13 protein-coding genes, 1 rRNA gene and 3 pseudogenes are annotated in these 21,342 nt (G+C 45.6%); 5 read left to right on the top strand and 12 right to left on the bottom strand.

Annotation, left to right across the window (positions count from 1 at the left end; genetic code table 11):
- Positions 1-307, bottom strand: a 16S ribosomal RNA gene (locus AC0YN3_RS11005); the annotation flags it as partial.
- A gap of 371 nt (positions 308-678) precedes the next feature.
- Between AC0YN3_RS11005 and glsA the strand changes: the two genes are divergently transcribed.
- Positions 679-1,620 carry a glutaminase A gene (glsA, locus tag AC0YN3_RS11000; protein ID WP_475775086.1) on the top strand — a complete coding sequence of 314 codons (942 nt, stop codon included), beginning with the start codon at positions 679-681 and terminating at the stop codon, positions 1,618-1,620.
- Positions 1,621-1,699: 79 nt separating this feature from the next.
- Here glsA and AC0YN3_RS10995 read toward each other — a convergent pair whose 3' ends face one another.
- From AC0YN3_RS10995 to arfA, 5 genes are all read right to left on the bottom strand, one after another.
- The gene (locus AC0YN3_RS10995; RefSeq protein ID WP_246431570.1) at positions 1,700-2,263 is read right to left on the bottom strand and encodes a YkvA family protein; all 564 of its coding nucleotides are present in this window, start codon (positions 2,261-2,263) and stop codon (positions 1,700-1,702) included.
- A 97-nt stretch (positions 2,264-2,360) separates the two neighbouring features.
- A complete protein-coding gene (locus AC0YN3_RS10990) occupies positions 2,361-4,223 on the bottom strand; it encodes an ABC transporter ATP-binding protein (protein WP_475775085.1) in 1,863 nt (620 codons plus the stop codon).
- Positions 4,216-5,946 (bottom strand): ABC transporter ATP-binding protein, encoded by a 1,731-nt coding sequence (locus tag AC0YN3_RS10985; protein ID WP_475775084.1) that lies wholly within the window; start codon positions 5,944-5,946, stop codon positions 4,216-4,218. Before AC0YN3_RS10985 ends, AC0YN3_RS10990 begins: the two co-directional genes overlap by 8 nt.
- A gap of 98 nt (positions 5,947-6,044) precedes the next feature.
- Complete coding sequence (locus AC0YN3_RS10980; protein ID WP_475775083.1) at positions 6,045-6,965, bottom strand: ArsR/SmtB family transcription factor; 921 nt, start codon at positions 6,963-6,965, stop codon at positions 6,045-6,047.
- A gap of 85 nt (positions 6,966-7,050) precedes the next feature.
- On the bottom strand, positions 7,051-8,562 hold the full coding sequence (gene arfA, locus AC0YN3_RS10975; protein ID WP_475775082.1) for an arabinosylfuranosidase ArfA: 1,512 nt from the start codon (positions 8,560-8,562) through the stop codon (positions 7,051-7,053).
- Between the two features lie 319 nt (positions 8,563-8,881).
- Here arfA and AC0YN3_RS10970 point away from each other — a divergent pair, with 319 nt between their 5' ends.
- Entirely contained in the window at positions 8,882-9,790 is a 909-nt protein-coding gene (locus AC0YN3_RS10970; RefSeq protein WP_475775081.1) for a sensor domain-containing diguanylate cyclase, read from the top strand.
- A gap of 63 nt (positions 9,791-9,853) precedes the next feature.
- Here AC0YN3_RS10970 and AC0YN3_RS10965 read toward each other — a convergent pair whose 3' ends face one another.
- Complete coding sequence (locus tag AC0YN3_RS10965) at positions 9,854-10,588, bottom strand: YceI family protein (RefSeq protein WP_475775080.1); 735 nt, start codon at positions 10,586-10,588, stop codon at positions 9,854-9,856.
- Between the two features lie 223 nt (positions 10,589-10,811).
- On the opposite strand from AC0YN3_RS10965, the pseudogene AC0YN3_RS10960 reads away from it, so the two are divergent.
- A pseudogene (locus AC0YN3_RS10960) lies at positions 10,812-10,988 on the top strand (SpoVR family protein); the annotation flags it as partial.
- Positions 10,989-11,026: 38 nt separating this feature from the next.
- Entirely contained in the window at positions 11,027-12,478 is a 1,452-nt protein-coding gene (locus AC0YN3_RS10955; protein WP_475775079.1) for a SpoVR family protein, read from the top strand.
- 199 nt (positions 12,479-12,677) lie between these two features.
- On the opposite strand, the pseudogene AC0YN3_RS10950 reads toward AC0YN3_RS10955, so the two are convergent.
- Positions 12,678-12,806 (bottom strand): annotated as a pseudogene (locus AC0YN3_RS10950) (orotate phosphoribosyltransferase); the annotation flags it as partial.
- 297 nt (positions 12,807-13,103) lie between these two features.
- A pseudogene (locus AC0YN3_RS10945) lies at positions 13,104-13,743 on the bottom strand (IS30 family transposase).
- Positions 13,744-13,912: 169 nt separating this feature from the next.
- On the opposite strand from AC0YN3_RS10945, the gene AC0YN3_RS10940 reads away from it, so the two are divergent.
- Entirely contained in the window at positions 13,913-14,236 is a 324-nt protein-coding gene (locus AC0YN3_RS10940; RefSeq protein WP_475775078.1) for a transposase, read from the top strand.
- 986 nt (positions 14,237-15,222) lie between these two features.
- Here AC0YN3_RS10940 and AC0YN3_RS10935 read toward each other — a convergent pair.
- The 3 genes from AC0YN3_RS10935 to AC0YN3_RS10925 form a co-directional block, all read right to left on the bottom strand.
- Positions 15,223-15,756, bottom strand: coding sequence for a DUF302 domain-containing protein (locus AC0YN3_RS10935; protein ID WP_475775077.1), 534 nt, complete (start codon positions 15,754-15,756; stop codon positions 15,223-15,225).
- Positions 15,757-16,927: 1,171 nt separating this feature from the next.
- Positions 16,928-17,362, bottom strand: a complete 435-nt coding sequence (locus AC0YN3_RS10930; RefSeq protein WP_475775076.1) for a DUF4372 domain-containing protein — start codon at positions 17,360-17,362, stop codon at positions 16,928-16,930.
- 409 nt (positions 17,363-17,771) lie between these two features.
- On the bottom strand, positions 17,772-21,167 hold the full coding sequence (locus AC0YN3_RS10925; RefSeq protein ID WP_475775075.1) for an S-layer homology domain-containing protein: 3,396 nt from the start codon (positions 21,165-21,167) through the stop codon (positions 17,772-17,774).
- Positions 21,168-21,342: the final 175 nt, after the last annotated feature.

Below are 21,342 nucleotides of genomic sequence, written 5' to 3'. Positions count from 1 at the left end.
CACCCTCTCAGGTCGGCTACGCATCGTCGCCTTGGTGAGCCGTTACCTCACCAACTAGCTAATGCGCCGCGGGTCCATCTGTAAGTGATAGATTGCTCCATCTTTCCCGATCCGGTCATGCGACCAAACCGCGTATCCGGTATTAGCATTCGTTTCCGAATGTTATCCCAGTCTTATAGGCAGGTTACCCACGTGTTACTCACCCGTCCGCCGCTAACCTTGTCCCGAAGGACAAGATCCGCTCGACTTGCATGTATTAGGCACGCCGCCAGCGTTCGTCCTGAGCCAGGATCAAACTCTCCAAATTGGTGTTTGACTTGCTCATTACTTGTTATCGCTTTTTCGCTTATCCCGAAGGATTTGCGAGGCAGTTGTTACTCGTTGTTCAGTTTTCAAAGAGCAATCTTTTCTTTCATTCATATCTCTTGTTTTGCTTGCCGTCCGCGTGTTTCTCTCGGCCGGAATTAGAATATATCATGCATCCGCCTAATTGGTCAAGCTTTTATTCAAAAAAACTTTTAAAGCTTCATTTATTTCCGAAAAGCAGCAAAAACGGTGCCGATTTCTTATCGACACCGCAGCATTGATCTTTATAACCACATAGCAAATCATATAGAATTAAAAGACGTCTACCTGTTCTGATATTCATAATCTCACTAAAGCAGAGGAGCACTACTTATGTTGGCACCGGAAATGAACCAGATCAAAAAAATGCTGCCTCAATGGGTAGAGTCAAGCAAACGTCAATGCAGCTATGGAAAGGTAGCCTCCTATATCCCTGAACTGTCCAAATCGCCGATTGACGCGTTGGGCATTCACATCGTCGATTCAAACGGCCACTCCGTTTCTGAAGGGGATGCCGGGCTCTCTTTTACCATGCAGAGCATATCCAAGGTCTTCACGCTTATTCTAGCTTTGATAGATAACGGAGAAGAAGCCGTTTTTGACAAGGTCGGCATGGAACCTACGGGCGACAACTTCAACTCCATGCTTAAGCTCGAACTCGTGCAGCCGGGCATTCCGTTCAATCCTCTCATTAATGCCGGCGCGATTGCGATTTCCTCAATGATTGCGGGCAAGGACGCTATTGAGAAATCTGAGCGCGTGCTGTCTTTCTTGCGCCTTCTTTCTAATAATAGCTCCTTGAGCTGGGACCTTGACGTATATCGCTCAGAATCGGCAACGGCTAATTTAAACCGTTCCATGGCTTATTTTCTGAAAGACAACGGCGTGCTCAAAGGTGAGGTTGAGCAAGTTCTCGACGTGTATTTTCGGCACTGCTCGGTAAGCGTGACCTGTGCGGACATTGCTCAAATGGCCCTCGTACTCGCACATAACGGCATAAATCCGCTAACCGGGGATGTGCTTATTCCGCGTCGGCATGTCCAGATTGCCAAAACCTTCATGACCACCTGCGGCATGTACAATGCGTCTGGCGAGTTCGCCATCCAAGTCGGGCTTCCGGCCAAAAGCGGCGTGTCCGGCGGCATTTTAACGATCGTGCCCGGCAGATATGGCATAGGTTTGGTTGGTCCCTCCTTGAATCGCAAAGGAAACAGCATTGCCGGAGTCGATCTGCTGCAATCATTGTCGCAGCAATTGGATTGGAGCTTGTTTTAGACCGCCTGCAGCACCTATAACGGGAAAAGGATGACACCGAAGCGAATTCGCCGGGTCATCCTTTTTGTTAACCGTCTAATTATGGCTGTTGATTAATCAGCTTCACATTTTTGTTCAGAATAAAAAACTGCTCCGCTTTATCGCGGTGCTCATCCTTGATTTGGCCGCTGAGCGCTTTGTAAGCGATGAATACAGCCGTCGCATCATCCACAAAGCCTGCCACCGGCAAGAAATCCGGGATGAGATCAAGAGGCAGAATCCAGTAGGCAAGCGCGCCGATCGCAGTAGCTTTGGCGCTTAGCGGTGTATTCGGGTCAGCCGAGCAATAATAAAGCGTCACGACCTCCTTGGCAAAAGGCACTTTGGCCGCATGCCGCTTCACTTTCGCCCAAAAGCCTTCTTCCACGTATTTCGCTTGCTTGTCTTGATCGCCGATTTTGCCAATCCATTTGTTGATATCGACTTCCTCTAACGGTTTATCTTTATCCAAGGTCAAGGAAGAATTCACATCCTCTTCGGCAACCTCGAAAGGAACGGCTTCTTCCACCAGCTTGGCGCCGCAAACGGAGCATTGGGCAGTCATTATGCTGGTTGAATCCACATCGTTGTTATGTCCGCAATTCGCGCACTGGGCTATTGTCATGCATCCCACCTCCACATTATATCTACTAATACTCGATAGCCCCGGCATTAGTTGCAATATTGATAAGGCTTCGTATTAATTATTAACCACCGAAGCGCTAGCTTGACTCATTCAGCATCCCATTCTTCAATTGACCGCTGACCATGGAGCTGTAATAACCGTTCTGATCGACCAATTCCGAGTGTGAGCCCTTTTCAATGATATGGCCGTCCTGCAGCACGACGATCTGATCGGCTTGCTGAATCGTGTTTAAACGATGGGCGATAACAAAGCTGGTTCGGCCTTGCATAAGCCGCTGTAGCGCCTCTTGAATTTTGATTTCGGTAACCGTATCGATGCTGCTGGTCGCTTCGTCCAGTACGAGAATAGAAGGATTCGCAAGAATGGCTCTTGCAATGGCGAGCAGCTGTTTTTGTCCTTGACTAATGCCGCTGCCATCTTGTTTAAGCCTGAATTGGTAGCCTGATTTCAAACGCGTAATAAAAGAATGGGCATTAGCAAGCTTCGCCGCCTGCTCTATTTCCCCGTCAGTCGCATCGAGCTTCCCATAGCGGATATTCTCAAGGATCGTCCCTTCGAACAAGAAAGGATCTTGAAGCACAAAAGCCATATGCGAACGCAAATTCTCACGCTTAATCATGCGGGTATCCGTACCATCGATCTTAATATTGCCAGAGCTAGGATCATAGAATCGGCATAACAGCTGGATCAATGTCGTTTTGCCGGCTCCCGTCGGACCTACTAACGCAATGGTATCGCCCGGCTTCAGCTCAAAGCTGACGTCACTGATGGTGGAGGCGCGTCCTTCGTATGCGAAGGTCACATGGCTGAACTCGACATTCCCTTTCGCCTTAGCCAGTTCTCCCGCAGCCGCCTCGTCAACGCGCTCCTCCTCTTCACCCAGCACGTCGAACACACGCTCCGCTCCGGCAACCGCGGATAGCAGCGTATTCCATTGGTTTGCCAAGTCATTGAGCGGCCGCGTGAACTGTCTCGAATATTCGGCGAATATAATAATCGTGCCTACCGTTATCTGATCATTCAGCACAAATATGGCGCCTACGCCAGCAATGATAGCAAAGCTCAAATTGTTGAGCGCATTCATCAGCTTCGGAATAAATCCGGAGATTGCCTGCGCCCAGAAGCCGGATAAGCGGATGCGCTCGTTGCGCTCCTTGAAGGCGGCGATGACCGTATGCTCCTGCGAGAACGCCTTTACGATGCGTTGCCCGGATAACGTTTCTTCAATATAACCATTCAAATCGCCTAAATTGCGCTGCTGGGCTTTGAAGAGCCGACCCGTCTGCTTCGTTATCCAATTCATGCCGAGCAGCATTAAAGGCACGACAAGAAAGGTCAGCAAAGTCAATAACGGGCTGAGAGACAGCATGACCGTAACCGTCCCTATAAGCAGCAGCATGCTCGAGAACACCTGAATGGCGGAGCTGTTCAAGGACGAGCTTACGTTCTCAATGTCGTTCGTAACCCGGCTCATTAATTCGCCATGCTGACGCCTGCTGAAATACGGGATTGGAAGTCTATGCAAATGCTCGAACAATTGAAGGCGCATCCGATAAACCGTTTTCTGCGATATGCCAATCATCCAAATGCTTTGCAGCCACATGGTGATCGAATGCAGCACGTAAACGACGCCCATCCCCACGAGAAATACGATAAACCCGTTGTCACGGGCAATCAAAAATCGATCAATTGCGGTACCTGCCAGGTATGGGCCGAGCAGGGACAAAGCAGAGCTCAATACGACCATTACCATGACAGCGGCCAGCCTGCCTTTGTACAGGATCAAATATCCCCACATCTGTTTCAGCGTGGCAGATGTGTTTCTCGCCCGCGCCTTGCTCTTCTTGCTCGGCGCCCCGGACTTCAGGTTAGCTGGCTCTTCCGCTTTGCCGTCCATGTTCCTCTCATATTGGAAAGGTTCTTTCAACGCTTTAAGCACGGGATACACCTTCCTTCCCGAACTGCGATTCATAAATTTTTTGATACAGGCTTGACTGCCCAATAAGCTGCTCATGCTTGCCTTGCGCGAGCAGTTGACCTTCATCCAGCAGCAAGATAGAGTCAGCGAGAACCGTTGAGCTTATTTTTTGAGTAATGAGAAAAGTCGTGCATTTCACTAGCTTAAGCGCTTGCAGAAGCGCCGCTTCTGTCTTCACGTCCAGAGCGCTCGTGCTGTCATCTAGCAAAAGGACAACCGGTTTCCTGACCAACGCTCTGGCAATCGTAAGCCGCTGCTTCTGGCCGCCCGATAAATTAACGCCTTTCTGGCCAACAATCGTATCGTATTGCTCCGGCAGCTTCATAATGGTCTCATGAATTTGCGCAAGCTTCGCCGCTTCGATAATTTCATCACGCGTAGCGTTTTCCTTGCCCCAGCGAATGTTTTCTTCCACGGAGCCCGTAAAGAGCATGATCTCCTGAGGTACATATCCGATCTGCCTGCGCAGCTGCCCCAGCTTCATCATCCGATTGTCGCTGCCATCGACGATGATCTTGCCGGACTGCACATCGTACAGCCTGGGAATCAGTTGAAGAAGCGAGGATTTCCCTGATCCTGTAGCTCCCATAATGGCAATCGTCTCGCCTGGCTTGACCGTGAAAGAAATGCTGCGCAGCACGTACTCGTCAGCTTCCGGATAATGAAACGACACGTTGTCAAAGGAAACATGCCCGGCCCGAAGCTCCAAGCTTTCATCGCTTTCCTGCGAATCCGTCAAGTCAAGCTCCGTAACCAAAACCTCTTCCATCCGTTGCGCCGACGCGCGAGCCCTCGAGAAGTTGACTACAATCATAGACATAATAGAAAGTGCCGCGGTCGTCCTCGTTGCGTAGTTGACAATGGCAATGACCTCGCCTACGGTTGCGCCGTTCGTATCCAGCTCGATTCTTCCGAACCATAATACGGCCATCACGCTTGCGTTCATAAAAAGCAAAACGATAGGCATCGTAACCTCGGTTAAGCGAAGCGCTGCAACGGTCCGGCTCATTAATTGCTCGCTAGAACGCGAAAATCTGGCGGACTCATGCTTCATTCGAACGAATACGCGGATAATTCTCATTCCGATTAGGTTTTGCTGCATGACGCCGTTCACGGCATCCAGCTGCTGCTGTACGGAACGGAACAGCCTTTCACCTTTTTTGAGCACCCATAGCAAAAAAATGCCCAAAAAAGGAATGACGGCAGCAAGCCAGAACGCCAGCTTCGGCTGAACGACGAATGCCATCACAATGCTTCCGATAACGAGAAGCGGAGCGCGAAGCATAATCCGCAAGCCCATAAAGACCGTATTCTGCAGCTGCGTGACGTCATTGGTCAGCCTTGTGATAAGCGATGATTCAGGAAAGCGGTTAAAATTGGCGAATGAGAACGATTGCACCTTTTCATACAGCTTCTCCCTCAGATCAAAGCCAAAGCTTTGACTAACGTGGGATGCGTAAAACGAGCTTAGAATGCCTGCCGCAAAAGCAATTATAGAGCAGCCTATCAGAAAGCCGCCCCACTTCAGTACAACGGCTAGATTGTCGCTGCCAATGCCGTCATCAATAATTTTGGAAATAATAAACGGCTGCAGCAGCTCTACCATGAGCTCGACTATCATAAGCAGCAAGGCAACGTAAGCCGCAAATCGATACTTTTTGAGATAAGCAAACATAGTCAGCATCTTTAATCCTCCGAATAATAATGGCTTTAACGAGCTAGTTCACTCATTATATCCGCTTTAAAAAGGAAAAGCGCGGGTTCGAAGCAGCTTTGACCGCTTTAAACGCCGCGAATATCTTCATAGAAGACGCGAAACATAATATCATGGTTATAGTTGCCGAAGCCCTTCCCGTACAAAGTCAAGCCTCCGACATGAACCGCATCTTCCTTTACCCCGACCCGGAACGTCCAAAAGTTGCGTTCCAGTCCGATTTCGCCAATGCTGACCGCTGACATATGCTGTCCGTCAATAAGCGTCCCGTTCTCTTGAATCCGGATTACCTTCAACAGTCCATATTGATTGACGCGGTCTCCCCACCATGCAGGCGAAAACCTCCCTCTGACGTCTCCATAGTCGCCTGGGCTCGTCCACATTCCGATATTCATGCCATTCAGCGAGAAATCGATATCCGATGGCCAATTCTCGTTGACGCCTGGCGCTTCAGACCCCAGCTCTAACGTAATCTCCAGCGCTACGGGGCGCTGACCCGCAACCAAATAATTCGGCACCTTATACTCGACATAGCCTTTGCCGAACCACAATATCCCCGCGTTCATCCGCTCCGGCTCCAGGAAGAAGCGCGGGTCGTCAAACTGTCCGATCATCTTGTCAACCGTGGCTATGCCGCAAGTCGGATACACCTCAAACTCGGTAAAATGGCCGACCGGCACGCTTACGTCATGCACCTTCCTCACATCCAGTGCAGGATTAGGAAGCTCGATCGATATGGAATGCTCTGCAAGCGAACAAATTTTATGGGTTCCGCCCTGCTTGCGTACCATTTTGGTATGTACAATGCCCGCTTTCTCCAGCTTTCTGACATGCATCGTGACAATCGCGCTGCTCAGTCCGATAGCCTCGGCAAGCTCCTTTACGTTCATCATATCCGCAGCCAGCAGCTTTATAATGGATAACCTTACCGGGCTTGCTAACGCTTCATATAAAGGCAGCCATTGCTCGTCCGTATTGGCTTGTATCATTTCCTCGCCTCCTCCCTCTATTGTATAACAAGAGAGGGGCATCCCAAAAGCCATAATTACGGCTTCCGGACACCCCATTTCGTTGCTATGCCAGTTTGATCCGAATCACGTTCCAAGAAGCTTTGCTGAGCGTTGCTTGAATTTTACCGCCATCGGCAAGAGCTGCATTGCCTGAAGCATGCGGCGTCACGCGGTTAGGCGCTTCAGCCGTATTGGTCATTTTCAGATCCTCATGTTCGAGAACAATATGCTCCGTTACTGTGAATGCGCCAAAGCTGCGAAGGTCGATTTCAAAAGGAAGGGCTTCCTCGATATTGCGGTTCACCGCGAAGATCGTCACTTCCTCTTTCTCTTCGTTATGGACGGCTACCGTCTCCAGGTAAGGCACGTCCGTAAAATCCTTCGTATCATGCTTCGGCGATTTCACGAGCGGCACCAATACCGTTCCGCGTCCGAAGATGCTCGCATGCATGTACGGATAATAAATCGTTTGCTTCCAAGCAGGTCCGCCGTTTTGCGTCATGATTGGGGCGATAACGTTTACGAGCTGCGCGATGCAAGCCATTTTCACCCGGTCAGCACGCTTCAGCATGCTGATGAGCATACAGCCAACAACCAGCGCATCTTCGTGATTATACACGTCCTCCAACTGCGGAGGCGCAATTTGCCAAGGATCCAGCTTTTTATCCTGCGCGTTGGAGTGGTACCAGACATTCCATTCATCAAACGATAAATTAATTTTCTTCTTGCCGCGTTTCTTCGCCTGCACATAATCACAGGTCGATATGACCGTATTAATATAAGAATCCATGCTTATCGATTGAGCTAGAAAGTTAGGCGTATCGTTTTGCGCGTTGCCGTAATACTGATGGATCGAAACATAATCGACCGTATCGTAGGCCAGATCCAGTACGGTAGCTTCCCATTCCGGGAAGGTCGGCATTCCAATGAATGAGCTTCCGCTTGCCACTAATTCAATGGTTGGATCAACCCAGCGCATCGCTTTGCCCGTCTCGTTAGCAAGACGGCCATATTCCACGGAGGTTTTATGCCCGATTTGCCAAGGGCCGTCCATTTCGTTGCCCAAACACCACGTTTTCACGTTATGCGGGTCCTTATAACCATGCTGAATGCGCAGATCGCTCCAATAGGAGCCTGATTTGTGGTTTGAATATTCAATAAGGTTGCGGGCGTCATCGATGCCGCGAGTCCCTAAGTTGACGGCCATCATTGCATCCGTGTTCGCCTTTTTGCACCAATCCATAAACTCGTTGAAGCCAATCCAGTTCGGCTCAATTGTTCGCCAAGCCAGCTCAAGCCTCTTCGGGCGCTGATCAACCGGGCCTACGCCATCCTCCCAGTTGTAACCGGATACAAAATTGCCTCCAGGATAACGGACGATTGGTACGTCAAGCCCTTTTACAAGCTCCAGCACATCCGAGCGGAACCCCTGCTCATCGGCTTGCGGATGATCTGCCTCATATATGCCGCCATACACAGCCCGACCTAGATGCTCAATGAATGAGCCGTAAATGCGTTTGTCTACTTCGCCAATTTGAAAATCCTTGTCTACGATCATCGTTGCCTTGTCTGCCATGATCATCCGCCTCACATAAAAGAGTATGTTCATTAATTGTTCAGTCAAGCCTTGTAAACTATCACTAACACATATTTAACTATAGCTTATAGATTAATTCAAGCATTAATTTTATATAGAATGAATTAATATTTATATTAATTTAGATTAGAGCTATTTTCGAAAAGCGACGGCATAAGCCAAAGGATCTAAACCAGCTCGGAAAGTAGTTCAATTATCCTAATTTTTATCATTTATTCCTTGAGTTAGCGCTCGATTTAGACTACTATAGAACCATAAGGCAAGTCCTTTGTTCAACACTACGGCAGGAGTTGAGAGCATGAGCAGTCACACACGCTCGCTAGAAGATGCAGCCGACCATATCATAAACACCTTGAAGCACTTTCTACAGGTTGATACCCTCTTCATCACTGCATGTGACGGACAGGGCAGCAGAATCATTCGGGCATTTCACCGTCATGAGACTTGGATGCAGGGCAATATGCCGGTTTCGTTGCTGCACAGCTACAGTAACCTAGTCGCTACGCATACCGAACCCTCATTACTTATCCCCAACCTCCTCGACGATCAACGGACAGCATCGTTAACGATTACAAAGCAGCTCGAAGCCCGCTCTTTAATCGGTGTTCCCATTAAATCCGACGATAAGCAGGTTGTTGGAACCATTTGCGCTTTACACGCTGAACCTATCCATCTGGATGAGAGCCAGCTCGCTTTTGTAGAGTCATTGGCGTCCTTTTTCGGTTACGTTGTAGAGCTTGAGAACGCAAGCGTTACCGATAGCTTAACCGGCCTATATAACCGGCGCTATTTGTCTCATCTCTACTTCAACGGATCGGACAAGCAGTTTAGCGTTATGTTCATCGATATTGATGATTTTAAAGAAGTTAACGACTCCTTCGGCCATGACTTCGGAGATCTGCTACTGCTTCAAATTGCAGCCAGGCTCAAGCAAAACGTCCGTAAATCCGATGTGCTCGTCAGGTACGGCGGAGATGAGTTCGTTATCTGCTTTCAGCATCTCGTTGATAACCAGGATATTGATTTCGTAGCCGGCAAGATCAAAGATTCCTTTAACGAGCCCTTCACGATTGACGGGCATACGATTCGCATATCCGCCAGCATTGGCATCAGCTCTACCCATGGCACTAGTAACAGCCTGAAAAACCTGATCAGCGATGCCGATCAGGCTATGTATGGCATCAAGCAAAATGAAAAAAACCTTTGAAAGCTCAGCTGGGCTAAGAACACGTAAGCCCTGCATTATCGCTTCAAAGGTTTTTTTATTTGGTTATTTGCTGAGGAGCAGCCTTAGTTCAATCGTCAAATTGTTCTCTGTTTCCATTACAACGGTATGCGGGTTCTTCATGCCGAAATCACCGAACGTCACTACTGTATTGGCTTCGAGCTTCAACGAGCCTCCATCATATGAAGTTTTCCCCGCAAATGTAACCTCCTTCGTAATCCCTTTTACGGTTAATTCACCGTTAATGCTCACATCATAAACTTCGCCTGACTTCCATTCCGATGGAAGGCCTTCAAAGGAAATGGCTTTAAACTCTGCATTCGGAAATTGTAAGGTATCCAAATACTCTGCTTCCGATATATGCTTGTCCCGCTGTGCATTTCCCGAATCCATGCTTGTTACATCAACCGTACCGACTGCACTCGTCTGTGCCGGATCTGCCGCATTCAACTGCCACGAGCCAGTCACTTTACCGATTTCGTAATTGACAGTATCACGAGAAGTTGTCACGGAGAAGTACACTTTTGAATCGGCATTGATTGCCCAAGTTCCGTTTACATCCGCAGCCTCTGCGGACGATTCTGCCGCTTCCGTTTCTTCCTGAACCGCATTGCCTGTCGTTCCCTCTAGGGTACCACTGTTATCCGTAGCCGGAGCCTCGGCAATCACGCTTTCAATTTCCACGTGATTCCCGGTTAGTCCGTCATACACGTAGTAGAGAGCACCGCCAATAACGATAATGATTGCTGCTGCCAGTATGGCTATCTTTTTATTTTTCATCTCTTTCCCTCCTATTTTTGTTGTGGAAGGTGTCTGTCGCCTCTCCCGTTTCTCTACCACACTACAAAGTGTAATGTAACAATCTGAGAACAATCTGAAACAAAGCTTAAATAAAACTGAAAATATTTTCCGTATTATGAATTAAGCTAATCGGCGTCATAACCTTGGCCATCCCTTCATACACATGGTATGAATCGTATTTTCGAGTGCGGAGGGATGACGGATGAAACAGGATGAGATTCGCGCGCTAGAGCGATCCATCGATGAAATAACAGAAATCGCGCAAGGGTTTGGATTAGATTTTTACCAAATGCGCTACGAAATTTGCCCCGCCGACATTATTTATACGTTCGGTGCTTATGGCATGCCGACCCGCTTCAGCCATTGGAGTTTTGGGAAGACAAAACATAACTAATATGAAAACTTGGGGGTAATCAGATGAGTCCGGATGATATCCGTTTACTAGAGCGAGCTATCGATGAAATAACTGAAATCGCACAAGGGTTTGGGTTGGACTTTTACCAAATGCGATATGAGATTTGCCCCGCAGAAATAATCTATACATTCGGTGCATATGGCATGCCTACGAGGTTTAGCCACTGGAGTTTTGGAAAAAGCTTTAATAAAATGAAATTACAGTATGATTTCGGGTTGAGCAAAATTTATGAACTCGTCATTAACTCTAACCCTTGTTATGCTTTTCTTCTTGATGGTAACTCTTTAATTCAAAACAAGCTTATTGTTGCTCACGTTCTTGCTCACTGTGATTTTTTCAAGAATAATGCTCGTTTTGGGGTGACGAATCGGAATATGGTCGAAAGCATGTCAGCGACTGCAGATCGTATTCATCAATATGAAATGGATCATGGCACTGAGGCTGTTGAGAAGTTTATTGATGCCATACTGGCTATACAAGAGCACGTCGATCCAACACTTATAAAACCCTATCAGCTAGATAAGAAACGCTATATCGAAATGGTACAAAAGGACAGTCAACGCTCAGAATGGAACATCCCTGCCTCGCAGTATGATGATTTATGGAATCTAGATCCTGATCGGACAGCTGCTGCTGAATCAGCAGCGCAATCCCAAGCATTAGATGCTAAACGCTTCCCACCAAGACCCGAAAAAGATGTAATCTGGTTCATTGAGGAATACTCCCCTACACTTCAAGATTGGCAGCGTGATATTCTATCTATGCTTCGCGATGAAATGCTTTACTTCTGGCCACAAATCGAGACTAAAATCATGAACGAAGGCTGGGCTTCCTACTGGCACCAACGTATCATACGTGAACTTGATCTGACGAGCGAGGAAACGATTGAATTTGCTAAGCTAAACTCATCGGTTGTGCAACCATCGCGACATAGCCTGAATCCATACTATTTAGGATTAAAAATCTTCGAAGACATCGAGCGCCGCTTCGATAATCCAACTGCGGAGGAGCAGCGCCGCTTCGGCCGTGTTCCCGGCAAGGGTAGAGAAAAGATGTTCGAGGTTCGCGAACTCGACTCTGATATCTCCTTCCTTCGTAACTATCTGACTAAGGATTTGGTTAACGATTTGGATCTTTATATTTTTGAGAAAAAAGGACCGGAGTGGAAAATAACTGATAAGTCGTGGGAAAATATTCGTGATCAACTCGTCTACTCCAAGGTCAACGGAGGTTTTCCTAGTCTAATGGTGAAAGACGGCGACTTTAACCGTGTAGGTGAATTGTATCTCATACATGAATATGAAGGTATGGAGCTTGATCTGAAATACGTTGAGCGTACTCTACCTCATGTCGTTCAGCTTTGGGGGAAAAACGTGCATTTGGAGACGTTTGTTGAGGATAAAAAGATCGTGTTTAGCTGCGATGGGAAGAAAACGAGCCGGAAGTTTGTTTAAAATTCATATTTTCGCAAATCAAAAACCGGATTCTAGGATCCGGTTTTTGATTGCGTTTTAGCATACGCGTAATATTAAAAATAACTTCCCGCACAATCAATATGCTAGGGAGACGAGGGGTCTCGCCCCCCTTTATATACAGACTTTTTTCTCAGTACATTCTCAGTATAAAGAGGCTTCTTCTGAAGGACTCTTACTTAAGAGCTGGGTTCGATTCAAACAAATACTTATCAAAGTATTGGTTAGAAACTTGACCAGAACGCAGTTTGAACTCACCTGTTAAGTGTGCGGTTTCATAGATTGCTTTAGCTAGTGCCGACTTGTCCATTTAACTTCCTCCTGGTAGTAGGGTATACGCATATTTTACCATACCTCTATACCACGCAAAACTGCCAGTTAGCTCAACGAAGCTTCCGATTTATGCCGGCAGCCTCGTCTTTGTGAATATTTAGCTATAGTTCACAGTTATTTGAATAGCTAACAGCCTAGAATTCGTTTAGTCATTCTATTTAGGTCCTTACACGTGAGGGGATTTTATGTGGCCGCATACTAAGTACCGACCAGATCAGTAAACACTTCATCAAAATTTTTATTCAGCATATCCTCCTTTGTAATAGACGAATTGTCAAGCTAAGTGCGACACCTCTTCCATGAAGGCTTCGTGAGCCGACTTCCATCCGAGACATTTACGGGGGCGGTTGTTAATCAAACGAATGGCATCCGCGAGTTGGCTATCAGTAACTGAAGCGAAGTCATGTCCTTTGGGGAAGAACTCCCAAAGGAGACCATTAGCGTTCTCGTTAGAACCTCTCTGCCAAGAGGAATAGGGATCAGCAAAGTAGACCTTCACGTTGTGCAAAGCTTCTAGGCTCGCGTAGCAGGCAAACTCTTTGCCACGATCAGTCGTGGCGGTTTGACAGGTGCCACGTGGGTATTGGCTGAGCACGACACCAAAGTCCCTTCGGTACGGCGCTTCTCGGCGATCTGCTCAGGGGACCGGGTCTCCTGCAGCTTCAATTGGAGTTCTTCGGCAAGAGCCTTCGTAAATTTCCCGATAGGCACGCTAGAAGATCTTCGCTCATAGGAAGCTTCTTGGGCAGAGCTAGCCGTATAAGCCCCATTCTTCTTACTGCCGCTACTATTTCTCGTGCGATAGTAGAAGGATGTCGACCTAACTCATGCCCTATCTTACGGCATGACCAGCCCAATCGATGTAGCGTTTCTAGTTGTCCTCGTTCAATTATGGTAAGATGGGAGTAGCTCATGTTGGTTTCTCCTGTAAATATGGTTGTGTGGTAACTTCCATTGTACACGAAGCCTGCATGGGCCTTTTTTTTCTAGGTGTCGCACTTCATATTACAATCCGTCATATAGACAAACTATTAGCTAGAATAGCTCAACGAGGTTGCCGATTTATGCCGGTAGCCTCGCGTTATGGGAGGAAGAAGAGTTAGTGAAGAAGTACAGTTAAGAGTAATTAGAGAGGTGCTTTCAGGTGTTAAGGTGGGGGTGTTAGCCCGTATGTATAATGTTCATCCTAAAACGATTCGTGTTTGGGTAAGGGAGCACCGAGATACGATTCCTCGAGAAGAAATACCGATATCAGACGAGCATGTGCAAGAGCTTACACGACTACAAGAAATAGAAGAGAAATACGCAAGGGCAATGAAGCTCTTACGTGAAAAAGAACTTGAGAATGAAATCTTACGTGAACTCGTAAAAATGAGAATCCCCACTTACCCAAAAAGTATGAAGTAGCCGACCAGTTCATTAAGCGGAGAGAAACAGCAGCGCAGGTTATAAGGGCTGTCGGTCTAGCCACGTCTTCTTACTACGATCGAGAAAAACGTGCCTCATGCTCAGCAGAGCTAGAAGCAGACAATTGAAAAGGACGTCCTCAGCCAGGTTATTCATGGACAGAAACAAGTACGAAGATTACGGATGAACAGATCAAAAAATGGCTGATAGAGCTCGTTGAGGGGGAGGAACACGTTTACGGTTACAAATTGTTTGCGCGATGTCTACGTATTGATCGCAAACTTATGCTTAACAAGAATAAGTCTTACCGCTTGTGCGAGGCTGGTATCCTACAGAAGCAACGTGAATATAAGAGCAAACATCCACATAGGCTGCCGAAAAACCGAACCGTTACCGCTCGGCAACGCTGATCAAAAGCATTCATGTGAACACTTGATGACTTACGTTCAGATCGCCCATCCCACAAGCGCCTACAAAACTAAAACTCTACCTCCTCTTTTCCTTCCAAAGATGAGCTTCCTGAAATGAGTATATATCAAACTAAATATTGCGTATACGAGCTTTATATAGATTCTGGACTTCCGTTTGTAACTTTACTTAGAAGACAAAATATAGAGAAAAGGAACAGCACAAAACGTAGCTGTTCCCCTCATGTTAATCTTCAAAAAATGAAAACATGTTGATTCTGCAAGTGCCACATCATGTTCCAGTGGTGGCTCACAGAACACCAGTTTTAGTCTCCTCCTTGTTTGGGAAACGAAAAAGGAACGCAAAATAGACATACAGGCTCTGTATGCCAATGCGTTCCATTATTCCTACCTTTGTAAAATCACTGAAAAACGTTTCCTTGCCTGCTCGAATAAGTAAAAGCAAGTAGCGGTAAGTATTAATTCATAAAAACCGCCTCATTAAATATTTTGATGAATAAAATGGTTTCATTAGCAGATTATTTTTTTAAGAACGAACCATTTTGCAGTTTATTGTGTTTAATTCTTGCTGCACCTATTAATACAATGCAAGACACATCTCATTCGATGGTCTAGCAAAGAACCGTACCAGTATAATGCCGGCTGGTTTAATGTAGCTAAAAAAGACGATGGTCTTTCGTAGCTTAAAATAGCTCCATTTGGATCACCGTTATCATAGATACTCACCCGAAACGGTACAAATAAACTGGCTCTTATATCAATTGTGAGAATCGGTTCAGCGATGACGCCATTACCGACAAGGTATAAAACACATTTTTTAATACCCTCATGTAGCGAAACTAATCGACCTTGGTCAATTTTGGTGAAAATCATTAGCCCGTGTGGGCCGGCCATTTGTTTAAATACTTGCTGTACTTTTTCCCAAGAAGCTTGTTCTTCTATAAGAGCAGTTTCTGCGTCCATATCCCAACGACCCATTTCTCGTTCGAACGCATCTACGAGCTCCTCATATCTCAACCCCATAGGTATATCTTCGCGGATAGTTGTTAGCAAGGATATCGTCTGATTAGAAAAAAAAGTGCCTGTTCCCATTGTAACAAACCCCTCCTCTGTTAAGTCATTTCTCTTCTTATTTTCTAAGTGCTTGAAGCAATACAAATCCATCATTCATAGCAAAGAAATTTTCCATGATAGATATGTACTTGGCTAAGGGGAATATTACTTTGCGCAATAGAATAAAACTTTTCTATTTATCGTCGTTTTTTCTTTATTTAATCGTTGAGTAATTTATATGAATAAAACATTGTTAATATGTTTAGCTCGTAAAATTGGCCTTTACAGCAAATGTTGCTGACATCGTATGTATTTTCAACCTATATGTATTGCTAATTTTCACCAGTGTCGCATAAACCTACTAACATATTTAATTAGAATATTCAGATACCAATTTCTCTGTTTAAAATCCAAAAGTTCGAACACCACGTAAAGGTAGTTCTGTCCCATTGATAATTTATGAATGTTAATAAATATCGTTCGACTACTCTTCGCTTTCGTTTTTACGAGGAATCCTTACGTCTTCTTCCGGCTGATTTCCTGCTGGGTGGTCGTTTCATGCACCTCAGCCATTGCCTATATGGTTTCCACAACAGTGCTTTGACCAGCGACTTAGTTGCAACAGCGAATGTGTGACTTAGGCTTCATGCTTCGTGAGCACAAGCAAACAAAAAGCAATGAGTGCGATCTACACTTGGTTACGAACGGCTTATTCACTTGTTCAATAGAAGCGTTTGAGTCACAGATGCTGTTTCATCCATTTGAAAAACGTCTGAATCGCCCAGCGACTACGATACCTATCCGAAATTTCGTCACACGCCGGATCAGAACAATTCATCACGAGAATAAGCAGGTTTCCTTCGGAATTTGCGGTTCCGAACATGCGAATCGCATGTTTGGTCCGCTTTTGAGTAGATCCGATGCGTACCTTCTCGTCTATGGTTACCTTGCTGCCTGAAGGGATTTCAAAGCACTCCAGCAGTTCAATAACCGCGTTGTTCTTCAGACGAGTGACGAGAAGTAAATGCTACGCTCAGAGAAGGAGTCAAAAGCGCCATAGACCACATATACGTGATCAAAGACGTAGGTCGTAACTTCCTTATGAATGATCGAATACATCTGTTTACAGTCAATTTTCTTGGCTTCCGTAATCGTCGCTCGCTCGGGTACAACGTGGTCTGCATCTACAAAAGCCAGTTGCAAATGATGCTTAATGCCGGCTTTGGTCTTTCGGAAGGTTGCCCACCTGAATTGTTGTAGACACATCGAAACGGTCAAAGTCGATCACTTTCAACACAGTCCGTTTAGGAAGTGCTGTGCTACAAATATTTCCAGTCAATCGCTCAAAAATACATTGAAGTAGATCGGGATCGACGTGGTTATGTTTGCGACAAAGTTGGGCTGTGGATACTGACGAAAATCCAATTTCATTTTGGAATTCATGGTTACTGACATCATCAGCAATGTCACGTGGACTTTCACGTATTTGCAACTGAGCATGTAGGAAAAGCTTGCAGTAAACGATTGTCGTCAGCATTTTGACCGACTTATCTTGATCGCTTTCGGAGTTGAAATTTTTGAACGATTTTGTAATAATGGGCGAAACCCATTTGCCAAATGAAGAAAATAGGATATCCTTATCCATGTATTTGGTCCTTTTTAGTGGATGTGGACAGGAACTACCTGCCATTCCATTGTAAAGACTCTTTTTTTATGCCTTAGCAAAGTAATAACAGAAAACATTGAAAATTCCGATAACATTTACGCACCACTTGTGAGAAATTATATTTTATTCATTTATATTGTAATTAAGAGTCTGTCTTTCCGATAAGCACGTTCTATACTTGAATGAACTAGGCTTCGCCCGTGGATTTCACATACGGTTGTGACAATCGTGATTTTTACACAGCTCTCTTCTTGACGACGAGAGGAGAGCTATTAGACGCTAACAACTACATGTACGAGTACATAGCCAAAAAAAGAACGCCGCTCGTTATAGGGCTGCGTTCTTTTTTTGGCTTCTGGAACATACGAATATGATGCTAATTTACTGTTTATTCCGTTGGTACCTGCTTGAGAAGTCGAACGATTAAAACAACCGATTCTTCTCTAGATGCATTAGCATTAGGAATAAATTCATGCTCCGTCTTGCCATTAATAATTCCGGCATTGCCTAAAGCGTTAATTTGAGCTTTTGCCCAGCTGCCATTGATATCTTCAAATTTAGTGTTTGTATTTAACAGGGCTAAATCAAGTACTCTGGCCAATAGTGCTGCGATTTCAGCCCGTGTAATTTCACGGTTGGGCTCGAAACTTCCATCTGCATATCCTGTCATGATTCCTTTCTCTAAAAGGGCTCTAATGGCGTTTTCAGCAAAGTGGCCAGTAGCATCTGTAACAACTTGAGTTCCCGTAGCTGTGAGTCCAAGTGCATTAACGAGCATTTTAGCAAATTCCCCACGGGTTACTTTTCCCTCACCTCTGAATGTACCGTCTGCATAGCCCTTTACGATTCCAGCTCGCGCGGCGAAGTCAATGTCCGCATAACTCCAAGATGTTATTTTCACATCCGTAAAGGTTGTTGCGCTTGCTGATTCAGCCTTTAGCTTAATTTCAGCTATTGCCGCTTTATCTACTTTGTCATTGTAAACGGGCTTGTTTACAACAGGCGTCGGTGTTGGTGTAGGCACTGTCGGTATAGTTGGTCCTATTGGTGTCGGTGTTGATACTACCGGTGCTGATTCCACTGTTACGGTATAACTGGTCTTTGTTGTTTCATCCTGCGCTGTAACAATGACCTTGTTGCCTGTCGATAATGTAGTCGCTAGGTCTATTCCATTCGCCTCAAAGACTTCAAATGTCGCATCGGCTGCTGGGGTAATCGCTGCTTTAAATGCAGCTAACGTTGTTCCGAAAGGAATGTTCGTTATCGTTTCATTCGCCGCTCCGCCAGTGCTTACTGTTCCAATGGACGAGGTTAATGTTGATCTTGTGCTTTTTAGATGAATGTCTGTCAAATCAACCGTTAATACTTGTACAGCAGATGCCACATTAGCTAATGTAGCTGCTGTACGGACGGAAATCGTATCTCCTGCTTCTACACTAATGTTATCCACCGAAGTGGTACCTATTGCAATGGCTACGTAACTCCCGTTATTTACGTTGTACTCCATAGCATCCGAGACACCGTTCAAAAGCGTTGTATCAAAGCTTGTTCCTGGTAGCAAGTATCCCGCTGGAGGACCTTCTTGCACCGTTACGGTGTATGTGGTCTTCGTAGCTCCATCTTGCGCTGTAACTATGACCTTGTTGCCTGTCGCTAATGTAGTCGCTTGGTCTATTCCATTTGCCTCATAAACTTCAAATGTGGCATGAGCTGCTGGTGTGATTGCTGCTTTAAACTCAACTAACGCCGTTCCGTAAGGAATGCTCGTTATCGTTTCATTCGCCGCTCCGTCTGTGCTTACTGTGCCAATCGTCGAGGTTAACGTTGACTCTGTGCTTTTTGGCTTGATGTCCTCTAAACCAACCGTTAATACTTGTTCAACAGATGCCATATTGTTCAATGTAGCTGCTGTACGGACAGTGATTGTATCTTCATCTTGTACATTAATGTTATCTACTACAGTAGCACCCGCTGCAATGGCAACGTAATTTCCGTTATTTACTTTGTACTCCATTACATCCGTTACACCATTCAAACTTGTGGAATCAGCGTTTGTTCCTGGTGACAAATACGCTGTTGGAGGGCCTTCTTGCACCGTTACGGTGTACGTAGTCTTACTTGACGGATCTTGCGCTGTAACAATCACCTTGTTACCCGTTGCTAATGAGATCGCCTCACTTATTCCGTTCGCCTCATAGACTTCGAATGTCGCATCCGCTGCCGGTGTAATGGCATCCTTAAACGCAGCTAACGTCGTTCCATACGGAATGTCCTTGATCGCTTCATTTGCAGTTCCACCTGTGCTTACTGCTCCAATCGTTGAAGTTAACGATGACACAGTGCTTTTGGGATGAATGTCCGCTAGAGCAACCGTTAATATTTGCGCATCTGTTGCTGGATAACCAGATCCTGCTGCTGTACGGACGGAGATCGTATCTCCCACTTGTACGCTAATGTTGTCTACAGAAGCAGCACCCGTTGCAACTGCTACGTAACTGCTGTTATTTACTTTGTACTCCATGGCATCCGTAACACCATTTAAATGGGTGGTATCCACATTGGTTCCAGGCACTAAACTGCCTGTTGTTGGCGCTGCTGGTCTTCCTGTAACCGTGTAGCTTTCAACCATTGCTTCGTTGTATACCGTTCCCTTAACCGCAATGGCTTTTAGGGTCATATCATCCGTCACTACGATTGGTGAATTGTATAGTGTATTATTCAACGTCGGCTCATCGCCGTTCGTCGTATAATAGATAGCTGCGCCTGTTGTTCCGCTGCTAAGCTCTACCTCAGTTTGCCATGCAACAGACCCACCTTCAATATCCGCCGTAGGCGTTTCTGCTAAGAAAACTTGCAGCTCAGGATAATGGCCATCTTTAATGAACCACTCACTGTCGAAATCCCAAGTCGAGAATGTGGATTGTGTTTTCATATCAGCAGTCGACTTCGGTATTCCTTTTCCTGAATGATCTGAATCATTAGAAACTTCTTGATCATAGTAGTTATCAACGAATATAGTAGCATTCTCACCAGAATAAATGCCACCTACCAGCCCACCGCGGGGATAGCTGCCTATAACTGCTCCTGCAGCATAATTATTTGTAATAGAACTTTTATAAGTAAGCCCTACTAAACCACCAACATTACTATTATTAGTCGAGGTAACATCAGCTGTAGAGTAGCTGTTTATGATCTCTGCTACATCTTGGTAGCCAACCATACCTCCCGTATAAATTGTTCCTTTAACCTTGCCCGTCACGTAGCTGTTGGATATCGTTGAAGAAGACCTTTGACCACCAGCTATAGCACCCGTAAAATACATACTACTATTCACTACATCCACATTTTCGAAACCAATATTTTTAATAATAGAGCCTGATACTTGTTCTCCAATGAAACCGAGAAAGTTCATATTCCTATTTATTTTCAATCCCTTAACCACATAACCATCACCATCGAGTGTGCCGCTAAATGAAGAAATAGGAGTCCAAAATTGCCCATCATTATACCCAGCACCCGCTTGAGAGAGATATTCCGTTAAGTCAATATTCCCTCCAAGCTTGAAATGGCTACCAGTATAATTACGAATTCTATTTAACTGATCAGGTGTTGTAATAATGTAAGGATCGCCTATCACTCCGCTTCCTCCACTGAAATCTGACGCCGCAAACACTTGCGAAGGATTCGTCATTGGTCCAAATAATGAAATAATGATTACGAAACACAGCATTCCAATTAAGCTAGTTTTTCTACTTTTCCTACCTGTTAGTGATCTCTGTAACATAGCATTCGTTCACTCCCGCTTCATGATTTAGATATTGTCACTGCTCAAAGACTTAATCATAGCCGTGAAGTCTAAAAAGGTATACTCACTAAAGTTAGCATTGTGCAAATAATGTCGAAAAAGCCAGTATTCGCGCCCCTTTCAACGTCGATTACTGGCTTTTGAGTCTATTCAT

The sequence above is a fragment of the Paenibacillus sp. J22R232 genome (genome assembly GCF_056269165.1).
This window is presented reverse-complemented; position numbering and strand designations above follow the sequence as displayed.

What these genes read in the sequence shown, in the direction of transcription:
- glsA (WP_475775086.1), top strand. Translation starts at nt 679, where the DNA reads ATGTTGGCACCGGAAATGAACCAGATCAAAAAAATGCTGCCTCAATGG.
- AC0YN3_RS10995 (WP_246431570.1), bottom strand. Translation starts at nt 2,263, where the DNA reads ATGACAATAGCCCAGTGCGCGAATTGCGGACATAACAACGATGTGGAT.
- AC0YN3_RS10985 (WP_475775084.1), bottom strand. Translation starts at nt 5,946, where the DNA reads ATGCTGACTATGTTTGCTTATCTCAAAAAGTATCGATTTGCGGCTTAC.
- AC0YN3_RS10980 (WP_475775083.1), bottom strand. Translation starts at nt 6,965, where the DNA reads ATGATACAAGCCAATACGGACGAGCAATGGCTGCCTTTATATGAAGCG.
- arfA (WP_475775082.1), bottom strand. Translation starts at nt 8,562, where the DNA reads ATGGCAGACAAGGCAACGATGATCGTAGACAAGGATTTTCAAATTGGC.
- AC0YN3_RS10970 (WP_475775081.1), top strand. Translation starts at nt 8,882, where the DNA reads ATGAGCAGTCACACACGCTCGCTAGAAGATGCAGCCGACCATATCATA.
- AC0YN3_RS10965 (WP_475775080.1), bottom strand. Translation starts at nt 10,588, where the DNA reads ATGAAAAATAAAAAGATAGCCATACTGGCAGCAGCAATCATTATCGTT.
- AC0YN3_RS10955 (WP_475775079.1), top strand. Translation starts at nt 11,027, where the DNA reads ATGAGTCCGGATGATATCCGTTTACTAGAGCGAGCTATCGATGAAATA.
- AC0YN3_RS10940 (WP_475775078.1), top strand. Translation starts at nt 13,913, where the DNA reads ATGGGAGGAAGAAGAGTTAGTGAAGAAGTACAGTTAAGAGTAATTAGA.
- AC0YN3_RS10935 (WP_475775077.1), bottom strand. Translation starts at nt 15,756, where the DNA reads ATGGGAACAGGCACTTTTTTTTCTAATCAGACGATATCCTTGCTAACA.
- AC0YN3_RS10930 (WP_475775076.1), bottom strand. Translation starts at nt 17,362, where the DNA reads ATGGATAAGGATATCCTATTTTCTTCATTTGGCAAATGGGTTTCGCCC.
- AC0YN3_RS10925 (WP_475775075.1), bottom strand. Translation starts at nt 21,167, where the DNA reads ATGTTACAGAGATCACTAACAGGTAGGAAAAGTAGAAAAACTAGCTTA.